At 62.0% G+C, this 22,361-nt stretch carries 22 protein-coding genes and 1 other RNA gene; 7 read left to right on the plus strand and 16 right to left on the minus strand.

The annotated features are described in order from the left end of the window. Window positions 1-23: 23 nt before the first annotated feature. The 10 genes from gcvP to ABTV87_RS28215 form a co-directional block, all read right to left on the minus strand. Entirely contained in the window at window positions 24-2,897 is a 2,874-nt protein-coding gene (gcvP, locus tag ABTV87_RS28170; protein ID WP_433898700.1) for an aminomethyl-transferring glycine dehydrogenase, read from the minus strand. A gap of 134 nt (window positions 2,898-3,031) precedes the next feature. Then, window positions 3,032-3,415: a glycine cleavage system protein GcvH gene (gene gcvH / locus ABTV87_RS28175; RefSeq protein ID WP_433898701.1), complete on the minus strand. Its 384-nt coding sequence runs from the start codon at window positions 3,413-3,415 to the stop codon at window positions 3,032-3,034. Window positions 3,416-3,464: 49 nt separating this feature from the next. Continuing rightward, complete coding sequence (gene gcvT, locus ABTV87_RS28180) at window positions 3,465-4,547, minus strand: glycine cleavage system aminomethyltransferase GcvT (RefSeq protein ID WP_433898702.1); 1,083 nt, start codon at window positions 4,545-4,547, stop codon at window positions 3,465-3,467. Between the two features lie 157 nt (window positions 4,548-4,704). Next, window positions 4,705-6,321 carry an ABC transporter permease gene (locus ABTV87_RS28185; protein WP_127800536.1) on the minus strand — a complete coding sequence of 539 codons (1,617 nt, stop codon included), beginning with the start codon at window positions 6,319-6,321 and terminating at the stop codon, window positions 4,705-4,707. 247 nt (window positions 6,322-6,568) lie between these two features. Next, window positions 6,569-7,573: an extracellular solute-binding protein gene (locus ABTV87_RS28190; RefSeq protein ID WP_433898703.1), complete on the minus strand. Its 1,005-nt coding sequence runs from the start codon at window positions 7,571-7,573 to the stop codon at window positions 6,569-6,571. Window positions 7,574-7,818: 245 nt separating this feature from the next. Then, a complete protein-coding gene (locus ABTV87_RS28195) occupies window positions 7,819-9,036 on the minus strand; it encodes a 2-octaprenyl-3-methyl-6-methoxy-1,4-benzoquinol hydroxylase (protein WP_221534554.1) in 1,218 nt (405 codons plus the stop codon). A gap of 9 nt (window positions 9,037-9,045) precedes the next feature. Further along, window positions 9,046-9,531 (minus strand): DUF4442 domain-containing protein, encoded by a 486-nt coding sequence (locus tag ABTV87_RS28200; RefSeq protein WP_221534523.1) that lies wholly within the window; start codon window positions 9,529-9,531, stop codon window positions 9,046-9,048. Beyond that, entirely contained in the window at window positions 9,524-10,711 is a 1,188-nt protein-coding gene (gene ubiH, locus ABTV87_RS28205) for a 2-octaprenyl-6-methoxyphenyl hydroxylase (protein ID WP_433898704.1), read from the minus strand. Before ubiH ends, ABTV87_RS28200 begins: the two co-directional genes overlap by 8 nt. Then, window positions 10,708-12,042 carry a Xaa-Pro aminopeptidase gene (gene pepP / locus ABTV87_RS28210; RefSeq protein WP_007951809.1) on the minus strand — a complete coding sequence of 445 codons (1,335 nt, stop codon included), beginning with the start codon at window positions 12,040-12,042 and terminating at the stop codon, window positions 10,708-10,710. The genes ubiH and pepP overlap by 4 nt, the downstream gene beginning before the upstream one ends. A gap of 27 nt (window positions 12,043-12,069) precedes the next feature. Continuing rightward, complete coding sequence (locus tag ABTV87_RS28215; RefSeq protein ID WP_007951810.1) at window positions 12,070-12,630, minus strand: YecA family protein; 561 nt, start codon at window positions 12,628-12,630, stop codon at window positions 12,070-12,072. Window positions 12,631-12,755: 125 nt separating this feature from the next. Between ABTV87_RS28215 and ABTV87_RS28220 the strand changes: the two genes are divergently transcribed. The 4 genes from ABTV87_RS28220 to ABTV87_RS28235 all read left to right on the plus strand — a co-directional run bounded on the left by ABTV87_RS28220 (window position 12,756) and on the right by ABTV87_RS28235 (window position 14,174). Beyond that, a complete protein-coding gene (locus ABTV87_RS28220; protein ID WP_007940359.1) occupies window positions 12,756-12,965 on the plus strand; it encodes a TIGR02449 family protein in 210 nt (69 codons plus the stop codon). Beyond that, on the plus strand, window positions 12,962-13,279 hold the full coding sequence (locus ABTV87_RS28225) for a cell division protein ZapA (protein WP_007951811.1): 318 nt from the start codon (window positions 12,962-12,964) through the stop codon (window positions 13,277-13,279). The genes ABTV87_RS28220 and ABTV87_RS28225 overlap by 4 nt, the downstream gene beginning before the upstream one ends. Window positions 13,280-13,309: 30 nt before the next feature. Next, window positions 13,310-13,488, plus strand: a non-coding RNA gene (gene ssrS / locus ABTV87_RS28230) — 6S RNA. Window positions 13,489-13,568: 80 nt separating this feature from the next. Beyond that, the gene (locus ABTV87_RS28235; protein ID WP_433898705.1) at window positions 13,569-14,174 is read left to right on the plus strand and encodes a 5-formyltetrahydrofolate cyclo-ligase; all 606 of its coding nucleotides are present in this window, start codon (window positions 13,569-13,571) and stop codon (window positions 14,172-14,174) included. 35 nt (window positions 14,175-14,209) lie between these two features. On the opposite strand, the gene ABTV87_RS28240 is transcribed toward ABTV87_RS28235, so the two are convergent. Then, a complete protein-coding gene (locus ABTV87_RS28240; protein ID WP_007911192.1) occupies window positions 14,210-14,365 on the minus strand; it encodes a hypothetical protein in 156 nt (51 codons plus the stop codon). A gap of 197 nt (window positions 14,366-14,562) precedes the next feature. Here ABTV87_RS28240 and ABTV87_RS28245 point away from each other — a divergent pair, with 197 nt between their 5' ends. Continuing rightward, a complete protein-coding gene (locus ABTV87_RS28245; protein WP_007951813.1) occupies window positions 14,563-15,015 on the plus strand; it encodes an EVE domain-containing protein in 453 nt (150 codons plus the stop codon). A gap of 140 nt (window positions 15,016-15,155) precedes the next feature. Here the strand turns inward: ABTV87_RS28245 and ABTV87_RS28250 are convergent, their stop codons facing one another. After that, complete coding sequence (locus ABTV87_RS28250) at window positions 15,156-15,563, minus strand: flagellar basal body-associated protein FliL (protein ID WP_007951814.1); 408 nt, start codon at window positions 15,561-15,563, stop codon at window positions 15,156-15,158. A 150-nt stretch (window positions 15,564-15,713) separates the two neighbouring features. Here ABTV87_RS28250 and ABTV87_RS28255 point away from each other — a divergent pair, with 150 nt between their 5' ends. Beyond that, window positions 15,714-16,691 carry an NADPH:quinone oxidoreductase family protein gene (locus ABTV87_RS28255; protein WP_007951816.1) on the plus strand — a complete coding sequence of 326 codons (978 nt, stop codon included), beginning with the start codon at window positions 15,714-15,716 and terminating at the stop codon, window positions 16,689-16,691. Between the two features lie 61 nt (window positions 16,692-16,752). Here ABTV87_RS28255 and ABTV87_RS28260 read toward each other — a convergent pair whose 3' ends face one another. Further along, on the minus strand, window positions 16,753-17,367 hold the full coding sequence (locus ABTV87_RS28260) for an energy transducer TonB (RefSeq protein ID WP_085606023.1): 615 nt from the start codon (window positions 17,365-17,367) through the stop codon (window positions 16,753-16,755). Window positions 17,368-17,695: 328 nt separating this feature from the next. Here ABTV87_RS28260 and glpT point away from each other — a divergent pair, with 328 nt between their 5' ends. Then, a complete protein-coding gene (glpT, locus tag ABTV87_RS28265) occupies window positions 17,696-19,045 on the plus strand; it encodes a glycerol-3-phosphate transporter (RefSeq protein ID WP_007951819.1) in 1,350 nt (449 codons plus the stop codon). On the opposite strand, the gene ABTV87_RS28270 is transcribed toward glpT, so the two are convergent. The 3 genes from ABTV87_RS28270 to ubiD form a co-directional block, all read right to left on the minus strand. After that, the gene (locus ABTV87_RS28270) at window positions 19,021-19,689 is read right to left on the minus strand and encodes a gamma-glutamylcyclotransferase (RefSeq protein ID WP_085606027.1); all 669 of its coding nucleotides are present in this window, start codon (window positions 19,687-19,689) and stop codon (window positions 19,021-19,023) included. The two genes, glpT and ABTV87_RS28270, sit on opposite strands and share 25 nt — an antisense overlap. Before the next feature lie 197 nt (window positions 19,690-19,886). Beyond that, window positions 19,887-20,855, minus strand: a complete 969-nt coding sequence (locus tag ABTV87_RS28275) for a CDP-6-deoxy-delta-3,4-glucoseen reductase (RefSeq protein ID WP_085606029.1) — start codon at window positions 20,853-20,855, stop codon at window positions 19,887-19,889. Beyond that, window positions 20,855-22,321, minus strand: a complete 1,467-nt coding sequence (gene ubiD, locus ABTV87_RS28280) for a 4-hydroxy-3-polyprenylbenzoate decarboxylase (RefSeq protein ID WP_007951823.1) — start codon at window positions 22,319-22,321, stop codon at window positions 20,855-20,857. Before ubiD ends, ABTV87_RS28275 begins: the two co-directional genes overlap by 1 nt. Window positions 22,322-22,361 lie beyond the last annotated feature (40 nt).

The raw sequence follows: 22,361 nt of genomic DNA on the forward strand, positions 1-22,361 counted from the left end.
AGCGGCATTTTTTTGCCCGCGGTTCAGCGGTAATCGTCCACCGGCACACAGGCGCAGAACAGGTTGCGGTCGCCGTAGACATTATCGACCCGGTTCACCGCCGGCCAATATTTGTGCGCTTTGGTGTGCGCATCCGGCGTGATGCCCTGCTCGATGCTGTACGGCCGCTCCCACACGCCGGTGATATCGGCCAGGGTATGCGGCGCCCGTTTGAGCGGGTTGTCCTCGGCCGGCCAGTTGCCGTTCTGCACCTCGGTGATTTCTGCGCGGATGCTCAGCATCGCGCCGATGAACCGATCCAGTTCGGCCTTGGACTCGCTCTCGGTCGGCTCGACCATCAAGGTGCCCGGCACCGGGAACGACATGGTCGGCGCGTGGAAGCCGTAATCCATCAGGCGCTTGGCGACGTCTTCTTCGCTGATGCCGGTCTGCGCTTTCAGCGGCCGCAGATCCAGAATGCACTCATGGGCGACCCGCTCGTTGCGCCCGGTGTACAGAACGGGGAAAGCACCGGACAGATGCTGCGCCAGGTAATTCGCCGCGAGGATCGCCACTTCGCTGGCATCCGCCAATTGCGGCCCCATCATCGCGATGTACATCCAGCTGATCGGCAGAATGCTTGCGCTGCCCCACGGTGCTGCGCTGACCGCTCCGTTCTGCGGTTGCGGCCCGTCGATCGGGATCACCGGATGGTTGGCAACGAACGGCGCCAGGTGCGCACGCACGCCAATCGGCCCCATGCCCGGCCCGCCTCCGCCGTGGGGAATGCAGAACGTCTTGTGCAGGTTCATGTGTGACACGTCGGCGCCGATGTCCGCCGGCCGCGCCAGCCCGACCTGAGCGTTGAGGTTGGCGCCGTCCATGTACACCTGGCCGCCGTGCTTGTGGATAACTTCGCAGATTTCGCTGATGCCTTCCTCGTACACGCCATGGGTCGACGGGTAGGTCGCCATCAGGCATGACAGCTTGTCCCCGGCCTCGGACGCCTTGGCTTTCAAGTCCTCCAGATCAACGTTACCAGCGTCGTCGCACTCGACAATCACCACGCGCATCCCGGCCATCTGCGCCGAGGCCGGGTTGGTGCCGTGGGCCGAAGAAGGAATCAGGCAGATGTCGCGCCCGCCCTGCTGGCGGCTCTCGTGGTATTTGCGGATCGCCAGCAACCCGGCGTACTCGCCCTGGGCGCCGGAGTTGGGTTGCATGCAGATCGCATCGAACCCGGTGATCGCGCACAGCCAGCGCTCCAGTTCCTCGATCATCAGCGTGTAACCGACCGCCTGCTCCCGGGGCACGAACGGGTGCAGATTGGCGAATTGCGGCCAGGTGATCGGGATCATCTCGCTGGTGGCGTTGAGTTTCATGGTGCAGGAGCCCAGCGGGATCATCGACTGGTTGAGCGCCAGATCCTTGCTCTCCAGTTGTTTGAGGTAGCGCAACATCTCGGTTTCGCTGTGGTGGGCGTTGAACACCGGGTGACGCAGGTACGGCGTGCTGCGTTGCAGCGTGTCGGGAATGCCGGAGTCCAGCGTTTCGGCGTCGAGCTCATCGACGCTCAACCCGTGATCGGCGCCCAGCAGCACATCGAACAGTCTGGCCACGGTGCTTTCATCACAGGCCTCGTCGAGGCTCAGACCCAGTTGGCCACGACCGAGAATTCGCAGGTTGATCTGCGCGGCCTGGGCGCTTTCGATGATCGCGGTTTGCGCGCCGCCCACGTCCAGCGTGAGGGTGTCGAAGAAGTGTTCGTTCAGCCGTTTTATGCCAAGGCGTTCGAGCCCGGCGGCGAGAATGCAGGTCAGCCGGTGCACCCGCTGGGCGATTCGTTTCAGACCTTCCGGGCCGTGATAGACCGCATAGAAACTGGCGATGTTGGCCAGCAGCACCTGGGCGGTGCAGATGTTCGAATTGGCCTTCTCCCGGCGAATGTGCTGTTCGCGGGTTTGCAGGGCCATACGCAGCGCGACGTTGCCACGGGCATCTTTCGACACACCGATGATCCGGCCGGGAATCGCCCGTTTGTATTCCTCGCGACTGGCGAAAAACGCCGCGTGCGGGCCGCCGTAACCCATCGGCACACCGAAGCGCTGGGATGAACCGAACACCACGTCGGCACCCAGTTCGCCCGGCGGGGTCAGCAGCAACAGACTGAGCAGATCGGCCGCCACGCAGGCCAGCGCCTGCTGCGCGTGCAGGTGATCGATCAGTGGACGCAGGTCGCGGACTTCGCCGTGGGTGTCGGGGTATTGCAGCAGTGCGCCGAACACCTGGTGCTGCTTCAAGTTATCCACAGCGTCGACGATCAGCTCGAAGCCGAAGCCTTCGGCGCGGGTCTGCACCACGGAAATGGTTTGTGGATGACAGTTTTCGTCGACGAAGAACAGATTGCTTTTCGACTTTGCCACGCGCTTGGCCAGGGCCATGGCTTCCGCCGCAGCGGTGGCTTCATCGAGCAGCGAAGCGTTGGCCAATTCAAGGCCGGTGAGGTCGATGGTCAGTTGCTGAAAGTTGAGCAACGCTTCGAGCCGGCCTTGGGCGATTTCCGGTTGGTAAGGCGTGTAAGCCGTGTACCAACCGGGATTTTCCAGCACGTTGCGCAGGATGACGGTCGGGGTCAGAGTGCCGTGGTAGCCCATGCCGATCAGGCTGGTCCAGACCTGATTCTGTTCGGCATAACCACGCAGTTTGGCCAGCGCTGCCTGTTCGTCCAGCGCCGGCGGCAGGTCCAGCTCGCGGTTGAGGCGAATGCCCGGCGGCACGGTCTGTTCGATCAGTTCGACCCGGCTGCCGAGACCGAGGCTGTCGAGCATCGCCTGCTGCTCGGCGGCATCGGGGCCGAGGTGGCGGCGCAGAAAGGCATGGGGATCGCGTAACTGGCTCAGGGATGGCAACTGGGACATGACGGGCTCTCTCTTGGCTGGCGGCTCGGCGTCAATGCAACACGGTCAAACCAGCATAGCAGCCACCCCGACGGCAAAAGTCCCGGGCAGAAAAAAGCCCCGACGGGTCGGGGCTTTGGGGTCTCGCCTGCAGCTTATTCGCCGATGGCAGCCTTGTAGCCGGCAGCGTCGAGCAGCTTGTCCAGCTCGGCCTTGTCGCTTGGCTTGAGCTTGAAGATCCACGCGGCGTACGGATCGCTGTTCAGCTCTTCCGGCGCGTTGGCCAGGTCTTCGTTGACGGCAATCACTTCGCCACCGACCGGGGAATAGATGTCGGAAGCAGCCTTCACCGACTCGACGACACCGGCAGCATCACCGGCGGCGAACACCTTGCCCACTTCTGCCAGCTCGACAAACACCACATCACCCAACGCTTCCTGGGCGTGATCGCTGATGCCCACGGTGACGGTGCCGTCGGCTTCCAGACGCGCCCATTCATGACTTTCGGCAAAACGTAGTTCAGCTGGGATGTTGCTCATGCTCGGTGTCCTCAAGAAATTGTCAGCGGTCGTGCCCGCCGGAAAAGGTTTAGATCAAGGTTTTGCCGTGACGGACAAAGGTCGGTTTGACCACGCGTACCGGATACCACTTGCCACGGATTTCCACTTCGGCGCGGTCGGCAGTCGCCATCGGTACACGCGCCAGGGCAATCGACTTGCTAAGCGTAGGAGAGAAACTACCACTGGTGATCTCCCCTTCGCCAACATCAGCGATACGAACCACCTGATGGGCCCGCAAAACCCCGCGTTCCTCAAGCACCAGGCCGACCAGTTTGTGCTGCACGCCGGCGGTTTTTTCCGCTTCCAGCGCGTCGCGACCGATGAAGCGGCGCGTGGCCGGTTCCCAGGCGATACTCCAGGCCATGTTCGAGGCCAGTGGCGAAACGTCTTGGTGGATGTCCTGACCGTAAAGGTTCATGCCGGCTTCGACCCGCAACGTGTCGCGGGCACCAAGGCCGATGGGGGAAATACCTGCGCCCACCAGATCGTTGAAAAATCCGGGAGCCTGATCGGCCGGCAGGGCGATTTCCAGACCGTCCTCACCGGTGTAGCCGGTGCGCGCAATGAACCAGTCGCCGTCGACGTAGCCCTCGAAAGGCTTGAGCATCTGGATCAGGTTGGCGCGGGACTGGGTCACCAGCTCGGCAATCCTGTGCCGGGCATGGGGGCCTTGAATGGCGAGCATCGCCAGCTCGGAGCGTTCGTGCATTTGCACATCGAAACTGCCCAGCTGTGCCTGCATCCAGGCCAGATCCTGATCGCGGGTGGAAGCGTTGACCACCAGACGATAACCGTCCTCGAGGCGGTAGACGATCATGTCGTCGACGACGCCGCCGCGCTCGTTGAGCATGGTGCTGTACAACGCACGGCCGGGGCTGTGCAGGCGTTCGACGTCATTGGCCAGCAAATGCTGGAGCCAGGCCTTGGCCTGGGGGCCGGTGACATCGATCACGGTCATGTGGGAAACATCGAACACCCCGCAATCGCGGCGCACCTGATGGTGTTCCTCGACCTGCGAGCCGTAATGCAGGGGCATGTCCCAACCGCCAAAATCGACCATCTTCGCGCCGAGGGCGAGATGCAGGTCATACAGAGGCGTACGCTGTCCCATGGGTTTCTCCTTCCGGGCGTGGCGAAGGTGCGGAGCGCTGCTGCACGGATCGGAAAGCCCTGTAAAAAAGGGCTTTCAGCCGATTTCAGCGACAGGGTCTGTCAGACGGACCGCACCGAATGCCGCGCATTGTAGCCGCATGATTCAGGACTGACGACTAAGTGTTTCGATGCGCCGAACGGCGAATAAGTCCGATGACCGGCAACAAGCCGACCAGCACCAGGGTCAGCGCCGGCAACGACGCCCTCGCCCATTCGCCTTCGCTGGTCATTTCGAAGATCCGCACCGCCAGCGTGTCCCAGCCAAACGGGCGCATCAGCAGGGTCGCGGGCATTTCCTTGAGCACATCGACGAACACCAGCAACGCGGCGCTGAGCGTGCCAGGCAGCAACAACGGCAGATACACTTTGAAAAACAGTCGCGGCCCGCTGACACCCAGGCTACGTGCCGCTTCAGGCAAAGATGGCCGTATACGCGCCAGACTGCTTTCCAGCGGCCCATAGGCCACCGCCACGAACCGCACCAGATACGCCAACAGCAACGCCGCCAGACTGCCCAGCAACAGCGGCTTGCCCGCACCGCCGAGCCAGCCGGACAGCGGAATCACCAGCTCCCGGTCCAGATAACTGAACGCGAGCATGATCGACACCGCCAGCACCGAGCCCGGCAAGGCATAACCGAGATTGGCCAGACCGACGGCGGAATTGATCGTCCGGGTGGGCGCCAGGCGCCGGGCGAACGCCAGCAACATCGCCACGCTGACCGTGATCAACGCCGCCATGCCGCCCAGATACAAGGTGTGCAGAATCAATCCCGCGTAGCGCTCATCCAGATCGAATCGCCCGCGCTGCCAGAACCACACCACCAGTTGCAGCACCGGAATGACAAACGCGCAGGCAAACACCAGACCGCACCAGCCGGTCGCCGCCCAGGCCTTGGGCCCACGCAGGTGGTAGAGCGCCTTGACCCGTGGCCGTTCATTACTTGCCCGATTGGCACCGCGCGCGCGACGTTCGCCGTACAGCACCAGCATCACCACCAGCAGCAACAGGCTGGCGAGTTGCGCGGCGCTGGGCAGGCTGAAGAAGCCATACCAGGTCTTGTAGATCGCGGTGGTGAAGGTGTCGAAGTTGAACACCGACACCGCGCCGAAATCCGCCAGGGTTTCCATCAGTGCCAGCGCCACGCCGGCACCGATGGCCGGCCGAGCCATCGGCAATGCCACGCGCCAGAATGCCTGCCAGGGTGACTGGCCGAGTACTCGCGCGGCTTCCATCAATCCCTTGCCCTGCGCCAGGAACGCGGTGCGCGCCAGCAGGTAGACGTAGGGATAAAACACCAGCACCAGCACCAGAATCACCCCGCCGGTGGAGCGCACTCGCGGCAGGCGCAGGCCGGTGCCGAACCATTCGCGCAGCAGGGTTTGCACGGGGCCTGCGAAGTCCAGCAGGCCGACGAAGACGAACGCCAGCACGTAGGCCGGGATTGCGAACGGCAGCATCAGCGCCCAGTCGAGCCAGCGTCGCCCGGGGAATTCGCAGAGGCTGGTGAGCCAGGCGAGGCTTACGCCCAGCAGGGTTACGCCGATGCCTACGCCGAAGACCAGTGTCAGGGTGTTGCCCAGCAGGCGTGGCATCTGGGTTTCCCAGAGGTGCGACCAGATCTGGTGATCGATGGTTTGCCATGAGAGCAGGAGCACGCTGAGGGGGAGCAGCACCAACGCGGCGATGGCGAAGACGATGGGGTACCAGCGGCGTTGGGCGGGGTGGGCCACTTTTGGGTCTCTGAGGGATTTTGTGGTGTTGTTGAGCTGAGTGTTTCAAGTGGGGATTGCTGCCCTCACCCTAGCCCTCTCCCGGAGGGAGAGGGGACTGACCGTGTTGCCTGGACATCATTCGGCGACTTGCAATATCGAGTTGAACTCCAGTTTTAAAAACTATGGAGATCGGCTCCCTCTCCCTCCGGGAGAGGGCTGGGGTGAGGGCAGCGATCTCAAGCGAACACCGCAGCCGGCAACATACTCAGTTCCAACCCGCCCGATCCATCATCCGGATCGCTTCAGCCTGTCGCTTGCCCGCCACCTCAACTGGCAGCGTATCAGCCACGAACTGCCCCCACGCCGCCACTTCTTCCGAAGGTTTCACCGCCGGATTCGCCGGGAACTCCTGGTTCACGTCGGCAAAGATCTTCTGCGCTTCAGGCGTGGTCATCCACTCTACCAGTGCCTTGGCGGCTTCCGGATGCGGTGCATGTTTGGTCAGGCCGATGCCCGACAGGTTGACGTGCACGCCACGATCCGCCTGGTTCGGCCAGAACAGTTTTACCGGCAGCTCCGGCTTCTGCTTGTGCAGGCGGCCGTAGTAGTAGGTGTTGACGATGCCGACGTCGCACTGGCCGGCGTTGATCGCTTCCAGCACCGCGACGTCGTCGGAGAACACGTCGGTGGACAGGTTGTTGACCCAGCCCTTGAGGATCTTCTCGGTCTTCTCGGCGCCGTGGACTTCGATCATGGTGGCGGTCAGCGACTGGTTGTAGACCTTCTTCGCCGTGCGCAGGCACAGGCGGCCTTCCCAGTTCTTGTCGGCCAATGCTTCGTAGGTGGTCAGCTCGCCCGGTTTCACCCGTGCGGTGGAATAGGCGATGGTTCGCGCACGCAGGCTCAGGCCGGTCCAGGCGTGGCTGGACGAGCGATATTGCAGGGGAATGTTGGCGTCGATGGTTTTCGAGGTGAACGGCTGAAGAATGCCCATCTGCTCGGCCTGCCAGAGGTTGCCGGCATCGACGGTCAGCAGCAGGTCGGCGGTGGCGTTCTCGCCCTCGGCCTTGATCCGCTGCATCAGCGGCGCTTCCTTGTCGGTGATGAACTTGATCTTCACCCCGGTCTTGGCGGTGTAGGCATCGAACACCGGCTTGATCAGCTCATCGATACGCGAGGAGTAGACCACCACCTCGTCGGCGGCCTGGGCGGCAGTGCTGCCGATCAGGGTCAGGGCCAGTGCGGTCAGAACACGCTTGGATGCCAACATGGGAGCGGTCTCTCGGTCGGGAAAAGTGGCCCAAATGATAAGGACTCACATTTACGAGCTCAATCGAACACTTTCCCAAGGAGTTACCAGATGTTGCACAGCCCGAAACTTTTGGCGAATGAACTGGCGCCTTTGCGGGCAAGCCCGCTCCCACAGGGTTCCAGGGTGTACTCAAATTGGAATTTCACACTGTCCACTGTGGGAGCGGGCTTGCCCGCGAAGGGGCCTTCAGTCTCAACAGAGAATTATGGTTTAGCCAGGACGGGAAGGTCCCCGGTCAGACCCAATGCTTCGCGCACGAACAACGCCTTTGCCTCGGGCATCTGCTCGACGATTTTCAGCCCGGTATTACGCAACCAGCGCAGCGGCAACGGATCGGCCTGGAACAACCGCTCGAAGCCTTCCATCGCGGCCATCAGCGCCAGATTGTGCGGCATGCGCCGGCGTTCGTAGCGGCTCAGGACTTTCACGTCCGCCAGGCGTTCGCCGCGTTCGTTGGCCTGCAACAACACTTCGGCCAGCACGGCGGCATCGAGGAAGCCGAGATTCACGCCCTGCCCCGCCAACGGGTGAATGGTGTGCGCGGCATCGCCGATCAGTGCCAGGCCTTCGGCCACGTAGCGTTTGGCGTGACGTTGACGCAGCGGCACGCACAGGCGCGGGTCGGCACTGATGACGTCGCCGAGGCAACCTTCGAAAGCGCGTTCGAGTTCACGGCAGAAGTCCGCTTCATCCAGCGCCATCAGCCGTTCGGCTTCGCTTGGCGTGGTCGACCAGACGATCGAGCACCAGTCCTGCTGGCCATCACGCTCCAGCGGCAAAAACGCTAGCGGCCCGTGATCGGTGAAACGCTGCCAGGCGGTCATGCGGTGCGGCTTGCTGCTGCGCACGCTGGTGACGATGGCGTGATGCAGGTAATCCCACTCGCGAGTGGCAACGCCAGTCAGACGGCGCACCGCAGAATTGGCGCCGTCCGCCGCGATCACCAACGGCGCACGCAAGGTGCGGCCGTCGGCCAGGGTCAGCAGCCAGTCATCACCGGAACGGCGCATCTGCTCCAGCCGCGCGTTGGCCAACAGGCCCATATCGCAATCGTGCAGACGGTCGAGCAAGGCATCCTGGACCACGCGGTTTTCGACAATATGGCCGAGCACCTCGGCGTGCACGCTGCTGGCCGAGAAGTGAATCTGGCCGGTGCCGCTGCCGTCCCAGACGTGCATGTCGGTGTAAGGGCTGCTGCGTCGATTGACGATGCCGTCCCACACGCCGAGGCGGTCGAGGATCCGCTGGCTGGCCGCCGACAGTGCGCTCACCCGTGGCTCGAACGGCGCGTCGCCATTGAAGGGTTTGACGCTCAACGGGCTGCCGTCGAGCAGCAGCACTTCCAGCCCGCTGCCCTGCAACGCCAGCGCCAGGGCACTGCCGACCATTCCGGCTCCGACAATCAGCACATCCGCGCGCATTTCCATGCTTTAAGCCTGTCTCGCTGGCGGCTTGAGCCGCACGTAAAGGGTTTTACCGACCCGCGCCACCAGGTTGCCGGCGCCGTCATGAATGTCGACCTGCAACTGCGGCAGGTATTTCTCGCCACTGGCGGTCTGCCGACGGATCTCGTCGAGCAGGGTGTCGTCGATGTTGAACCGGGCGAACACCGGGCCTTTACCCGGCGATATGAAATCAATGTCGGCGGCCTTGTCCCAGACGATGTACCGCGAGCCGAGGTTCTCCATGAGCATCAACATGAAGAACGGATCGACCATCGAATACAGACTGCCGCCGAACTGGGTGCCGACGTAATTGCGGTTGTACCAGCCCAGGCCCATCGAGACCCGGATGTCGCGAAAGTCATCGCTGATGTGCTGCACCCGGACACCCGCGCCGAAATACGGCGGGTAGAACGTCATGATCCAGCGCATCAGCCGCGCCTTGCCAAACTGTTTGATCAGCCACTCACGCATCCGACCGCGTCCCCAGCCCCATGGCCTGACGGGCGAACCAGCGTTTGGCCGGCGGCAGCAGATCGAGGCCGAGCAGGCCGATGTTGCGCCCCAGCGACACCAGCGGCTGGGTGCTGCCGAACAGGCGCGTGACCTGATCGGAGAAACCCACGGTCAGGTCCTGATCGAGACGCTGACGCTCGCGATAGGCCTGCAACGTGGCGAAATCCCCCAGCGGTTTGTCGCTGGCCAGCAGCGCGGCGGCCAACGCATCGGCATCGCGCAGGGACAGGTTGAAACCCTGCCCGGCAATTGGATGCAGGCTGTGGGCGGCATTGCCGAGAACGGCCAGATGCGAGCGCACCTGCTCTTCGGCTTCCACCAGCGACAGCGGGTACAGATGCCGCGCGCCGACCTGTTTCAAAGTGCCGAGACGGTAGCCGAACACGCCTTGCAGCTCGCTGAGGAAATCACGCTCGCTCAGGTCGGCCAACCGTTGCGCGTCCATGCCCAGACGGGTCCAGACCAGCGCGCAACGGTTTTCCGGCAGCGGCAACAGCGCCATCGGGCCTTCGTCGGTGAAGCGCTCGAAGGCCATGCCGTTGTGCGCTTCGCTCGGGGTGATGTTGGCGATCAGCGCGCTCTGGTTATACGGGCGCTTGCGCACGTTGATGCCCAATTGTTCGCGCAGACCGGAACGGCCGCCATCGGCGAGCACCGCCAGATCGCACTCGACCGTGGTTTCGTCGTTGAGGGTCAGGCGATAGCCGTCCGGCAACGGCTCCATGCGGGTGACTTCCGCCGGGCAGCGCCAGCTGATCACGTCTTTGTCGAGGTGCTGCCACAGACACTGGCCGAGCCAGGCGTTTTCCACGACATAGCCGAGCGCAGGGACGCCCTCTTCCATCGCCGACAGGCGAGCGGTGGAAAAACGTCCACGGTCGGACACGTGAATCTGCTTGATCGGCTCGGCGCGGCGGGAGATTTCCTGCCACACGCCCAGCCGCTGATAAATCTGCCGTGAGCCGAAAGACAGTGCCGAGGAACGCGCGTCGTAGCTCGGCTGCCAGGTGTCACCGGGGGCGAACGGTTCGATCAGCACGATCTTCCAGCCACGGGCCTTGGCCCCGGCCTGCAAGGCTAACGCCAGACTGGCGCCGACCAGACCGCCACCGATGATTGCCAGATTGACCCGACTCATGCCGCGCAGGTCCGTGCTTGCGCCATCAGGGCTTCGATCTCGGCGACGGTTTTCGGCACGCCACCCGTCAGGATTTCACAACCGCTTTTGGTCACTACCACGTCATCCTCGATGCGCACGCCAATGCCGCGCCATTTCTTCGCTACGTTCTGATTGTCCGGGGCGATGTAGATGCCCGGCTCCACGGTCAGCGCCATGCCGACTTCCAGCACCCGCCATTCGCCGCCGACCTTGTACTCGCCGACGTCATGCACATCCATCCCGAGCCAGTGGCCGGCGCGGTGCATGTAAAACGCCTTGTAGGCCTCGGTGGCGATCAACTCGTCGACTTCGCCCTGCAACAGCCCCAGCTTCACCAGTCCGGCGGTGATGACCCGAACCGTGGCTTCGTGCGCCTGGTTCCAGTGCTTGTTCGGGGCGATTTCGGCGAACGCGGCTTCCTGCGAGGCCAACACCAGTTCGTAGATCGCTTTCTGCTCGGCCGAGAACTTGCCGTTGACCGGCCAGGTGCGGGTGATGTCGCTGGCGTAGCAGTCGATCTCGCATCCGGCGTCGATCAGCACCAGATCGCCGTCCTTGAGCAGCGCGTCATTCTGCTGGTAATGCAGGATGCAACTGTTGCGCCCGGCGGCGACGATCGAACCGTAGGCCGGCATTTTCGCCCCGCCCTTGCGGAACTCGTAATCGAGCTCGGCTTCGAGGCTGTACTCGTACAGCCCGGCACGGCTGGCCTGCATCGCCCGGATGTGGGCCTGGGCGGAAATCCGCGCCGCTTCGCGCATCACCTTCACTTCTGCCGCCGATTTATACAGGCGCATGTCGTGCAGCAGGTGATCCAGGGCAACGAATTCGTTCGGCGGCTGGGCGCCGAGGTGCGCCTTGGAGCGGATCACGTTGATCCAGTCCATCAGGTGACGGTCGAATTCCGGGTTGCTGCCCATCGCCGAATACACCCGGTCGCGGCCTTCGATCAGGCCCGGCAGGATGTCATCGATGTCGGTGATGGGAAAGGCGTCGTCGGCGCCGAAATCGCGAATCGCGCCTTCCTGGCCGGCGCGCAGGCCGTCCCAGAGTTCGCGTTCAGCGTTGCGTTCACGGCAGAACAGCACGTATTCACCGTGTTCGCGACCGGGCATCAAAACGATGACGGCCTGTGGCTCGGGAAAACCGCTGAGGTACTGGAAGTCGCTGTCCTGACGATAGACATGCTCGACGTCGCGGTTGCGAATGGCGACCGCGGCGGCAGGCAGGATCGCGATGCTGTTGGGTTCCATCTGCGCCATCAGCGCCTTGCGGCGCCGGGCGTATTCCGCTTTCGGGATATGGATCATGGGCAGATGGCTTTCCCTGGCACGCGATCAGTGCAGCGACGGCTTGGCCGCTGGCGGCACGTCGGCCTTTTTGGTTTCGGAGAACAGCAGCAGCGGAGCGACACGCAGGTACTCCATGACTTCCATATAGTCGCTTTCGCCGTCTTCGGATTCTTCCAGTGCGTCTTGCACCTGGGAGATCGCTGCCAAATCCTGCAACACTTCAGTGGCTTCGGTGCTCAACATGCTGCTGTCGCGGCAGTTCAGGCCGAAACCGGTGAGGAAACCCTGACACCATTCGCCCAGCGCGGCGGCGCGCTCGGCCAGTGGCGCGTCATCGTTCGGCAGCAGCAGAACCACGGTGACGTCATCACCGGTGAGTTCGCTCTTGACCATCTCCTGCAGACCGATCAGCGCGTTGCGGACGTTGTCCTGCGGCTCGCTTTCGAGCAGCTCGGCGGCATCGATCAGCCACTCTTCGGCATTGAAGCCGGCGCCGGCGCAACTGCGGCCCAGCAACAGGCCGTGCAGTTCGGCAGGCGAAACGGAATGACCGCTGGAGTTCAGCAGGGTGGCAAAGCCTTGGTACGGGGAATTCTGAATGGGCATGGGCAGCTAGGCGCCAGACGGCGCTATGTCTAGAATGAAGGCCTTGTATCCTACATCGACAGACTCGCCAAGACCATTAAAGGCTGTCCGCCAGCCAAACCCATCAGACCGAATCAGTGGACACAATGGAAGACACCGACCTGCAAGCGCTGATGGCCAGACTCGAACTGCTGATTACCCGAGTCGAGCAACTAAAGAGTCAAAACGCACTCTTACTTGCTCAGGAAAAGACCTGGCGCGAGGAACGCGCGCACCTCATTGAAAAAAACGAAATCGCCCGGCGTAAGGTCGAATCGATGATTTCGCGCCTCAAGGCCCTGGAGCAAGACTCATGAGTTCAAGCAATAGCGTTACCGTGCAGATCCTCGACAAAGAGTATTCGATCATCTGTCCCCAGGAAGAGCGCAGCAATCTGATCAGCGCCGCCCGCTACCTGGACGGCAAGATGCGCGAGATCCGCAGCAGCGGCAAAGTCATCGGCGCCGACCGCATCGCCGTGATGGCCGCGCTGAACATCACCCACGACCTCTTGCACAAAGAAGAGCGTCCGGACATCCAGGCCAGCGGTTCGACCCGTGAACAGGTGCGTGACTTGCTCGATCGTGTCGATCTGGTGCTGGCCGACGATCCGGACATCAGCAAGGGCTGATTCGCCAGGCTGCTTGAGTTATACTCGCCGCACTCCCTGGGGTGCTTGCCAGTTGACGATGTCCCTGAGCCGATTTGCACTACCCTGGGGGTTGCACGTTGGGCTGGTGTGCATGTCCGCCAGACGGAAAGCCTTAAAGCCTACTGCATCCTCCACCTTGAACTCTCGGGTTCAAGGGCTAAGTCGACAGCGGCTCATCCGGGGAGCCTGATTCGAATCCGATGCCGGTGCATGCCGGCATCGGATTTTTTATGCGTACGTTTTCGTCCCACCCTGCCGAAGCCGAACCATGACCGAACCCGCGTTGCTGCCCCGCCCCCAACTGCGCCGCCTGCTGCGCAAGGCCCGCCGCTCGATGACGCGAAGCGAACAACGCGAGGCCGCCGAAGGTCTGTACAAGCAACTGGCACAAGACCCGCACTTTCGCCGGGCGAAACACATTTCCCTGTACCTGCCCACCGACGGTGAAATCGACCCGCGCCTGTTGCTGCGCGCCGCCCAGCGTCGGGGCAAGAAAACCTACCTGCCGGTACTCAGTGCCTGGCCACGGACCAAGATGGTCTTCCAGCAAATCCGCCCCGGCGAAAAACTCAAACCCAACCGCTTCCGTATCCTTGAGCCGCGCGCCAATCTGGCCCGTCAGCGCAAGGTCTGGGCACTGGATCTGGTGTTGTTGCCATTGGTGGGATTCGACGATATTGGCGGGCGCCTGGGCATGGGCGGAGGTTTCTACGATCGCAGTCTGGCGTACCTGGCCCGACGCCAGAACTGGCGCAAGCCGACGCTCTTGGGGTTGGCCCATGAATGTCAGAAAGTCGAACGTCTCGCGCAAGCGAGCTGGGATGTACCGTTGCAGGGAACGGTGACAGACAAGGCGTGGTATTTCGCAGGATAGACGCCGCGCGGATCAGCGGCGTCGAAAAGGCAGTTTCAGCGTTTGAAGGCTGTCGACTGTTGTACTTGTTGCGCTACTTCAATCGGTGCATCGGCCTTGTTGGCCCACAGACTTTGCGCATAACCGGTGGTCACGACGCCCAGACCGAACAAAATCACCAAAGTCCACAGCAAATCCGGTTTGCGTTTCATCGATTGCCCCCCTCAAGGCACATCATCACGATGACAGCAGCGGTTTCCATTCGTAGGCCGTGCAGCAGCGTCAAGCTTTAAAGGCCGGCATTTTGCGACAACGTGAACCTCTGCGCAAATGCTGGCGTCAACCGACCGTCGGTTTGTCATAAAATTGCCGGACAACCTGCCCAATGACCGCTTGAGGAGCACACACCATGGCCTACTGGCTGATGAAATCCGAGCCCGACGAACTCTCGATCAAGGGCCTGGAAAAGCTCGGCAAAGCGCGCTGGGACGGGGTTCGCAACTATCAGGCACGCAATTTCCTGCGGGCCATGGCGGTGGGGGACGAGTTCTTTTTCTACCATTCCAGCTGCCCGGAGCCGGGGATTGCCGGAATCGGCAAAATCATCGAAGCCGCGTACCCGGATCCCACCGCACTGGAACCGGAAAGCCATTACTTCGACCCGAAAGCCACGCCGGAGAAGAACGCCTGGAGCGCGATTGATGTTGCCCACGTCGAAACTTTCAGCCGGGTCTTGAAGCTGGATTACCTGAAACAGCAGACCGCGCTGGCCGAGATGCCGCTGGTGCAGAAGGGTTCGCGACTGTCGGTGATGCCGGTGACGGCCGAGCAGTGGGCCGCGGTTATCGCGCTCAAACCCTGAGTCATTTGTCGCCTGACAAAATGCCATCGCGAGCAAGCTCGCTCCCACAAGGGATCTGTGTGAATCACAAAATTGTGATCACCATGAATCCTGTGGGAGCGAGCTTGCTCGCGATGAGGCCCGCCCGGACAACGAATGCCTTACTGGATGATCAGGTTGTTGAACAACAGATCTTCAACCACCGGCTTGCCGGTCTCGTCATTCATCACTTGCTGGGTCTGCTTCAAGGCTTCCTGACGCAGCTTTTCCTTGCCCTCGATGCTGCCCATCGCATCGGTGGTCTGCTGAGTGAACAGCGCCACCAGCTGATTGCGGATCAGCGGCTCGTTGGCCTTGACCAGTTTGGTCGCCTCTTCACCGGTCACCCGCAGTGCCACGTCGGCCTTGTAGACCTTAAGCTTCGGGGTGCCATCGAGCCCGTAGTTGCCCACAAACGGCGGGCTCAGGGTGATGTAGTTGACCTTCGGCGCCTCGCCTTCTTTGGCTTCTTCGGCCAGCGCTGCCACAGGCAGAGACAGGGCCAGCAACAACATGATCCACGCTTTCACAATTCGCTCCTTATCCGGTTTGCGGCCTAGCATAACGACCCGCCGCGCAAGCACAAGCTTATGGCGGACTATCAGGGCCGGGCATGCTCGTTGACCCGTTGACTGCCACACCTACACTTATCGGCCATCACTCCCAAAGGAATAGCCCTGATGAAAGCCGTGCTGTGCAAAGCCTTCGGCCCTGCCGAATCGCTGGTGCTGGAAGACGTCGCCAGTCCTGTCGCCAAGAAGAACGAAATCCTGCTGGACGTGCACGCAGCCGGGGTCAACTTCCCGGACACGCTGATCATCGAGGGCAAGTACCAGTTCAAGCCGCCCTTCCCGTTCTCCCCAGGTGGCGAAGCCTCCGGCGTGGTCAGCGAAGTCGGTGAAAAGGTCAGTCACCTGAAGGTCGGCGATCGGGTCATGGCCCTGACCGGCTGGGGCAGCTTCGCCGAGCAGGTCGCGGTGCCGGGCTACAACGTGCTGCCGATCCCGCCGTCGATGGATTTCAACACCGCCGCCGCCTTCAGCATGACCTACGGCACTTCGATGCACGCCCTCAAACAGCGCGGCAACCTGCAACCGGGTGAAACCCTGCTGGTACTCGGCGCCTCCGGCGGCGTCGGCCTGGCCGCTGTGGAAATCGGCAAAGCCATGGGCGCCCGGGTGATCGCCGCCGCCAGCAGCGCGGAAAAACTCGCCGTGGCCAAGGCGGCCGGTGCCGACGAACTGATCAACTACAGCGAAACCAGCCTCAAGGACGAGATCAAGCGCCTGACCGACGGCCAGGGCGCCGACGTGATCTACGACCCGGTCGGCGGCGACCTGTTCGATCAGGCCATCCGCGCCATCGCCTGGAACGGCCGCCTGTTGGTCGTCGGTTTCGCCAGCGGCCGCATTCCCGAACTGCCGGTCAACCTCGCACTGCTCAAGGGCGCGGCAGTGCTCGGCGTGTTCTGGGGCTCCTTCGCCCAGCGCCAGCCGCAGGACAACGCGGCGAACTTCCAGCAACTGTTCGGCTGGTTTGCCGAGGGCAAGCTGAAACCGCTGGTGTCGCAGGTCTATCCGCTGGGCAATGCCGCACAGGCGATCAATGATCTCGGGCAGCGAAAGGCTGTCGGCAAGGTTGTGGTGCAAGTGCGCTGAGCTGATCGGGCGACCCGGGATTGATGGCAACTGCCGGGTCGCCCTTCAGAGCACTCCAGCCCTACATCAAACTGCGAATGTCCTCCGGCAACAGACTCATGTAAGTCCGGACCGGACTGTCGCGACATCCCCGGACAATCGTCGGAATCCGCTTGTTCAGTCTGGCGATCATATCGAGGCGCTGTTCGTCCGGCAGCTGCGCTTTGTGGAAAACATTGGAAAGGTAGGCCCTGGTGTGAACGAACACCTTGGTATCGATCCACGACTGTTCCGCAATGTCGCCGAGATATTCGTTCAGGGTTCGGCACTTCAAGGCTTTCAGTTGCTGGTTGATGTGGATGGGTTGATCCAGATCCAGCCTGAATACCATCGGCGCAAGGACTCGCCTCTCTGCCGGCCTGTCGCCCTCGACGGTCCACGGCCTGAAACGCCATTGCTCGACGGCAATCCTGACCGCCTCGATCAGCTCCGGATGGCTGCTTGGCGCAAAGCTGATCCGGTCGACTGAACCGTCGGCATGGACGGTGAACTCGGCCCCCACTTCTCCTGTAACACCCGCCCTGAAAAGCGCCAACGGATAGATCGGCTTCGGGTTGTTTTCCGGGATCAGCAGCACCTCTACCGCCCACGCACCTCCCGATGCCATCAGCAAAAACAGCAACACACACCACCGCATGAGCCCTCCCCCCCTTCACCGCACGAGTGCCCGATTGGCACCGTCAAAAGGGTAGAGCCCGGCAGCCTGAAACAGAACGCCGCGCCTTCCGCATTGTTCGCAGGACATTTCCCAAATCTGTGCCCTACAAAGCCATGAAACCCGGCAGGAAGACGTCGAAGTAACATTTCCCACAGCGCCGCGTACTTATATCTGAGCGACATGTTCATAAAGGAACGCGCGACTTCCAACATTTCCGCTGTTTTGCCGATGGGAAGCGGTGCTATTTTCGGTAACGAAACTGTAACATTCGCATCCGCAGTCAAAACAAGAAATCTGGAGCTCTTGAATGTTTGCTTTCTTTCGTCCTGCCGCACATCAGGCTCCATTGCCTGAAGAAAAAATCGACAGCACCTACCGACGCCTGCGTTGGCAGATCTTCGCCGGCATCTTCTTTGGCTACGCGGGTTACTACCTGCTGCGCAAGAACTTCTCGCTGGCCATGCCGTACCTGATCGACGAAGGCTACAGCCGTGGCGATCTGGGTCTGGCGATGTCGGCCATCGCCATCGCCTACGGTCTGTCCAAGTTCCTCATGGGCCTGGTGTCCGACCGCTCCAACCCGCGTTACTTCCTGCCATTCGGCCTGCTGGTATCGGCCGGAGTCATGTTCATTTTCGGTTTCGCGCCTTGGGCAACCTCCAGCGTGACCATGATGTTCATCCTGCTGTTCATCAACGGTTGGGCCCAGGGCATGGGTTGGCCGCCGAGCGGACGCACGATGGTGCACTGGTGGTCGCAGAAGGAACGTGGCGGCGTGGTGTCGGTGTGGAACGTGGCGCATAACGTCGGCGGCGGCCTGATCGGCCCGCTGTTCCTGATCGGCATGGGCCTGTTCAACGACTGGCACGCAGCGTTCTACGTCCCGGCTGCCGTGGCTCTGGCAGTAGCGGTGTTCGCTTTCGTGACCATGCGCGACACCCCGCAGTCGGTCGGCCTGCCGCCGATCGAGAAGTACAAGAACGACTACCCGGAAGGCTACGACGCCAGCCACGAAGACGAATTCAGCGCCAAGGAAATCTTCGTCAAATACGTGCTGCGCAACAAAATGCTCTGGTACATCGCCATGGCCAACGTCTTCGTCTACCTGCTGCGCTACGGCGTGCTGGACTGGGCGCCGACCTACCTGAAGGAAGCCAAGGGTTTCACCGTGGATAAAACCTCGTGGGCCTATTTCTTCTATGAGTGGGCGGGGATTCCGGGCACGCTGCTGTGCGGCTGGATGTCGGACAAGATCTTCCGTGGCAACCGTGGCCTGACCGGCATGGTGTTCATGGCGCTGGTGACCGTCGCGACTCTGGTCTACTGGCTGAACCCGGCCGGCAACCCGACCGTCGACATGATCGCGCTGTTCTCCATCGGCTTCCTGATCTACGGCCCGGTGATGCTGATCGGCCTGCAGGCGCTGGAACTGGCACCGAAGAAAGCCGCCGGCACTGCCGCAGGCTTCACCGGTCTGTTCGGGTATCTGGGTGGTTCGGTCGCGGCCAGTGCAGCGATGGGCTACACCGTGGACCATTTCGGCTGGGATGGCGGTTTCGTGCTGCTGGTGGGCGCTTGCCTGCTGTCGATGGCCTTCCTGGCCCCGACCCTGTGGCACAAGCAAGTCGCCAGTCAGAGCCGCGAAGCAGTCGCCTGATCGGCCTTTGACTTACAGCGCTTGAGCCGCGCCTCCAGATTCCGGTCTGGCATGGCGTGGCTACGCAGGGCGTGAGCGGTCTGCTCGACATAATCGCGAGTGGTGCCGTAACGCCCGCAAGCGCTTTCGAACACCTGGCTCAGCACATGATCCGGCAGATTGCCGGCATAGCTGGGCAGGTGTCGCTCCAATACAAATCCCAAGGCCTGTACCTGGCTGCCATCTTCGAGTCGGCAGTTGAGCCAGTGTGGCCGATAGGACGGGAACGGCATCTCGCGCTTCCACAACGCATACAGCGCGCTGTCCAGATTGTCTTCCGGCAACCGGTAGGCGAAGCCGCTGCACGAGCCGCCACGATCCAGACCGAAGACCAGACCCGGCATTTCCGGCGTGCCGCGATGTTCGTGGGACCACAGGTACAAACCGCGATGGTAGCCATGGACTCGCCCGCGCATCCGCTCGACGGCGGAGCATTCCGGCCGCCAGATCAGCGAGCCGTAGGCGAACAGCCACACCGGCCCGCCTTTGTGGCGCGCCATGGTCGATTGCATGGAAGCGAGAAGTTGTTCGTGCGTCAGCTGCGGCCCAAGATCGAGCCGCGGAGGGTAAGCCAGGTTCAGAAAAGCGTTTTCAATGGCGCTCATGGCGAATAGCGTTCAGCTCCCCGCGGGTGAAGAATTACTTAATAGAACGCACCGCTGTAACAATAAGGCACATATGTTTTAAGGCAATTTGAGTGCCATGGCACAGTTCTTAATTGATTGCCTGATTGATATATAACCTACCGGCATTTATGCAATTACATAAATACCGATCGGCTATATAGAGAGTTATAACGAACTTACGAGCGAGGCGCGTAAGCGAACACATCCGCACGCATCTGATGAGCATCCATCCCCGCTTCCACCAGCGCGTCCAGCGTGCCGTAGACCATCGCCGGCGAGCCGCTGGCGTAGACGTGCAGCGGCTTCAGATCAGGGAAATCCTCACAGACCGCTTCGTGCAACATGCCACAGCGCCCTTCCCAGCCGCACTGATCACTGACGACCTTGTGCAGGAACAGATTGGGCAACTTCAGCCATTCGTCCCAATGTTCGATTTCGTAAAAATCTTCCGGACGACGCACGCCCCAGTACAAGTGCACCGGATGTTTGAAGCCATTGGCCCGGCAATGTTCGATCAGGCTGTGGATCTGGCCCATGCCGGTGCCGGCGGCGATCAGCACCAGCGGCCCGTCCGGCAGTTCCGCCAGATGGGTGTCGCCGAACGGCAGCTCGACCCGCACCATCGGGTTGCGCGTGAGCTGATCGATCAGGCTCAGCGCACTGGATTCGCGCGCCAGCACATGGATTTCCAGATCGCGCCCGCCGTGGGGCGCCGAGGCCATGGAGAACGCCGACTTCTCGCCGCTCTCGCGCTCGATCATCAAGTATTGGCCAGCGTGGTAGCGCGGCGGCTTGCCGGCCGGTGCCCGCAGGCGCACACGAAAGGTATCGCCACCGACGTCCCGGCATTCGATGACCTGACACGACACGCTGCGCACGGGCAGTTCTCCCAGCGCGAGCACGCCATCCCACAGCACGATGCAGTCTTCCAGCGGCTCCGCTATGCAAGTGTAGAACTCGCCGTGGTCGTGCACCTTGCCGGCCTGTTCGACCCGGCCTTCCACCAGCAGCGCCGCACACACATGGCAATTGCCGTTGCGACAGCTTTGCGGGCATTCGTAGCCCAGGCGCCGCGCACCATCGAGAATCCGCTCTCCGGGCTGTATCTCGAGCACCGCTCCGGAGGGCTGCAGGGTTACACGCATCAATCTATTCCTAACTGATTCCAGATGGCATCGATCCGTTGGGTGACGGCGTCATCCTTGACGATGACGCGGCCCCACTCGCGAGTGGTTTCGCCCGGCCACTTGTGGGTGGCGTCCAGGCCCATCTTCGAGCCGAGCCCCGACACCGGCGAGGCGAAGTCGAGGTAGTCGATCGGCGTGTTGTCGATCATCACCGTGTCGCGCTTGGGGTCCATGCGCGTGGTGATGGCCCAGATCACGTCGTTCCAGTCCCGCGCGTTGATGTCGTCGTCGGTGACGATAACGAACTTGGTGTACATGAACTGTCGCAAAAACGACCAGACACCCAGCATCACGCGCTTGGCGTGGCCCGGATACGACTTCTTCATCGTCACCACGGCCATGCGGTACGAGCAGCCTTCCGGCGGCAGGTAGAAGTCGGTGATCTCCGGGAACTGCTTCTGCAGGATCGGAACGAACACTTCATTCAGCGCCACGCCGAGAATCGCCGGCTCATCCGGCGGACGGCCGGTGTAGGTGCTGTGGTAGATCGGCTTGATCCGATGGGTAATACGCTCGACGGTGAACACCGGGAAGCTGTCGACTTCGTTGTAGTAACCGGTGTGGTCACCGTACGGGCCTTCATCGGCCATTTCGCCCGGATGGATCACGCCTTCAAGAATGATTTCGGCAGTGGCCGGCACTTGCAGGTCGTTGCCACGGCACTTCACCAGTTCCGTGCGGCTGTCGCGCAGCAGACCGGCGAAGGCGTATTCGGAGAGGCTGTCCGGCACCGGAGTAACGGCGCCGAGAATGGTCGCCGGATCCGCGCCAAGGGCCACGGACACCGGGAACGGCTGCCCCGGATGCTTTTCGCACCACTCACGGAAATCCAAGGCGCCGCCACGGTGGCTGAGCCAGCGCATGATGACCTTGTTGCGGCCGATCACTTGCTGACGGTAGATACCAAGGTTCTGCCGGTCCTTGTTCGGGCCCTTGGTGACGGTCAGGCCCCAAGTGATCAGCGGCGCCACGTCGCCCGGCCAGCAGGTCTGCACCGGCAGCATCGCCAGATCGACGTCATCGCCTTCGATGACCACTTCCTGGCACGGCGCGTCTTTGACGACCTTCGGCGCCATCGCGATGATCTTGCGGAAGATCGGCAGCTTCGACCACGCGTCCTTCAAGCCCTTCGGCGGCTCAGGCTCCTTGAGGAATGCCAGCAGCTTGCCGATTTCGCGCAGCTCGCTGACCGACTCGGCGCCCATGCCCATGGCCACCCGCTCGGGGGTGCCGAACAGGTTGCCGAGCACCGGGATGTCGTAACCGGTCGGCTTCTCGAACAGCAGCGCCGGGCCCTTGGCCCGCAGCGTGCGGTCGCACACCTCGGTCATTTCCAGCACCGGCGAGACGGGAATCTGGATGCGTTTCAACTCTCCGCGCTGCTCAAGCTGCTGCACGAAATCCCGAAGATCCTTGAATTTCATTGACGATGGCACCCTCAAAATAGGCGTACATCCTACCTGC

This window comes from Pseudomonas sp. PSE1(2024) (assembly GCF_050990555.1).
GTDB classification, from domain to species: Bacteria; Pseudomonadota; Gammaproteobacteria; order Pseudomonadales; family Pseudomonadaceae; genus Aquipseudomonas; species Aquipseudomonas aphyarum.

Bases quoted from the DNA above. Each gene is read 5' to 3' on its own strand.
- pepP (WP_007951809.1), bottom strand. From the start codon at position 12,042: ATGATCCATATCCCGAAAGCGGAATACGCCCGGCGCCGCAAGGCGCTG.
- ABTV87_RS28220 (WP_007940359.1), top strand. From the start codon at position 12,756: ATGGAAGACACCGACCTGCAAGCGCTGATGGCCAGACTCGAACTGCTG.
- ABTV87_RS28200 (WP_221534523.1), bottom strand. From the start codon at position 9,531: ATGCGTGAGTGGCTGATCAAACAGTTTGGCAAGGCGCGGCTGATGCGC.
- ABTV87_RS28245 (WP_007951813.1), top strand. From the start codon at position 14,563: ATGGCCTACTGGCTGATGAAATCCGAGCCCGACGAACTCTCGATCAAG.
- ABTV87_RS28190 (WP_433898703.1), bottom strand. From the start codon at position 7,573: ATGTTGGCATCCAAGCGTGTTCTGACCGCACTGGCCCTGACCCTGATC.
- gcvP (WP_433898700.1), bottom strand. From the start codon at position 2,897: ATGTCCCAGTTGCCATCCCTGAGCCAGTTACGCGATCCCCATGCCTTT.
- ABTV87_RS28270 (WP_085606027.1), bottom strand. From the start codon at position 19,689: ATGAGCGCCATTGAAAACGCTTTTCTGAACCTGGCTTACCCTCCGCGG.
- ABTV87_RS28215 (WP_007951810.1), bottom strand. From the start codon at position 12,630: ATGCCCATTCAGAATTCCCCGTACCAAGGCTTTGCCACCCTGCTGAAC.
- ABTV87_RS28235 (WP_433898705.1), top strand. From the start codon at position 13,569: ATGACCGAACCCGCGTTGCTGCCCCGCCCCCAACTGCGCCGCCTGCTG.
- ABTV87_RS28255 (WP_007951816.1), top strand. From the start codon at position 15,714: ATGAAAGCCGTGCTGTGCAAAGCCTTCGGCCCTGCCGAATCGCTGGTG.
- ubiH (WP_433898704.1), bottom strand. From the start codon at position 10,711: ATGAGTCGGGTCAATCTGGCAATCATCGGTGGCGGTCTGGTCGGCGCC.
- glpT (WP_007951819.1), top strand. From the start codon at position 17,696: ATGTTTGCTTTCTTTCGTCCTGCCGCACATCAGGCTCCATTGCCTGAA.
- ubiD (WP_007951823.1), bottom strand. From the start codon at position 22,321: ATGAAATTCAAGGATCTTCGGGATTTCGTGCAGCAGCTTGAGCAGCGC.
- ABTV87_RS28195 (WP_221534554.1), bottom strand. From the start codon at position 9,036: ATGCGCGCGGATGTGCTGATTGTCGGAGCCGGAATGGTCGGCAGTGCC.
- gcvT (WP_433898702.1), bottom strand. From the start codon at position 4,547: ATGGGACAGCGTACGCCTCTGTATGACCTGCATCTCGCCCTCGGCGCG.
- ABTV87_RS28225 (WP_007951811.1), top strand. From the start codon at position 12,962: ATGAGTTCAAGCAATAGCGTTACCGTGCAGATCCTCGACAAAGAGTAT.
- ABTV87_RS28260 (WP_085606023.1), bottom strand. From the start codon at position 17,367: ATGCGGTGGTGTGTGTTGCTGTTTTTGCTGATGGCATCGGGAGGTGCG.
- ABTV87_RS28275 (WP_085606029.1), bottom strand. From the start codon at position 20,855: ATGCGTGTAACCCTGCAGCCCTCCGGAGCGGTGCTCGAGATACAGCCC.
- ABTV87_RS28240 (WP_007911192.1), bottom strand. From the start codon at position 14,365: ATGAAACGCAAACCGGATTTGCTGTGGACTTTGGTGATTTTGTTCGGT.
- gcvH (WP_433898701.1), bottom strand. From the start codon at position 3,415: ATGAGCAACATCCCAGCTGAACTACGTTTTGCCGAAAGTCATGAATGG.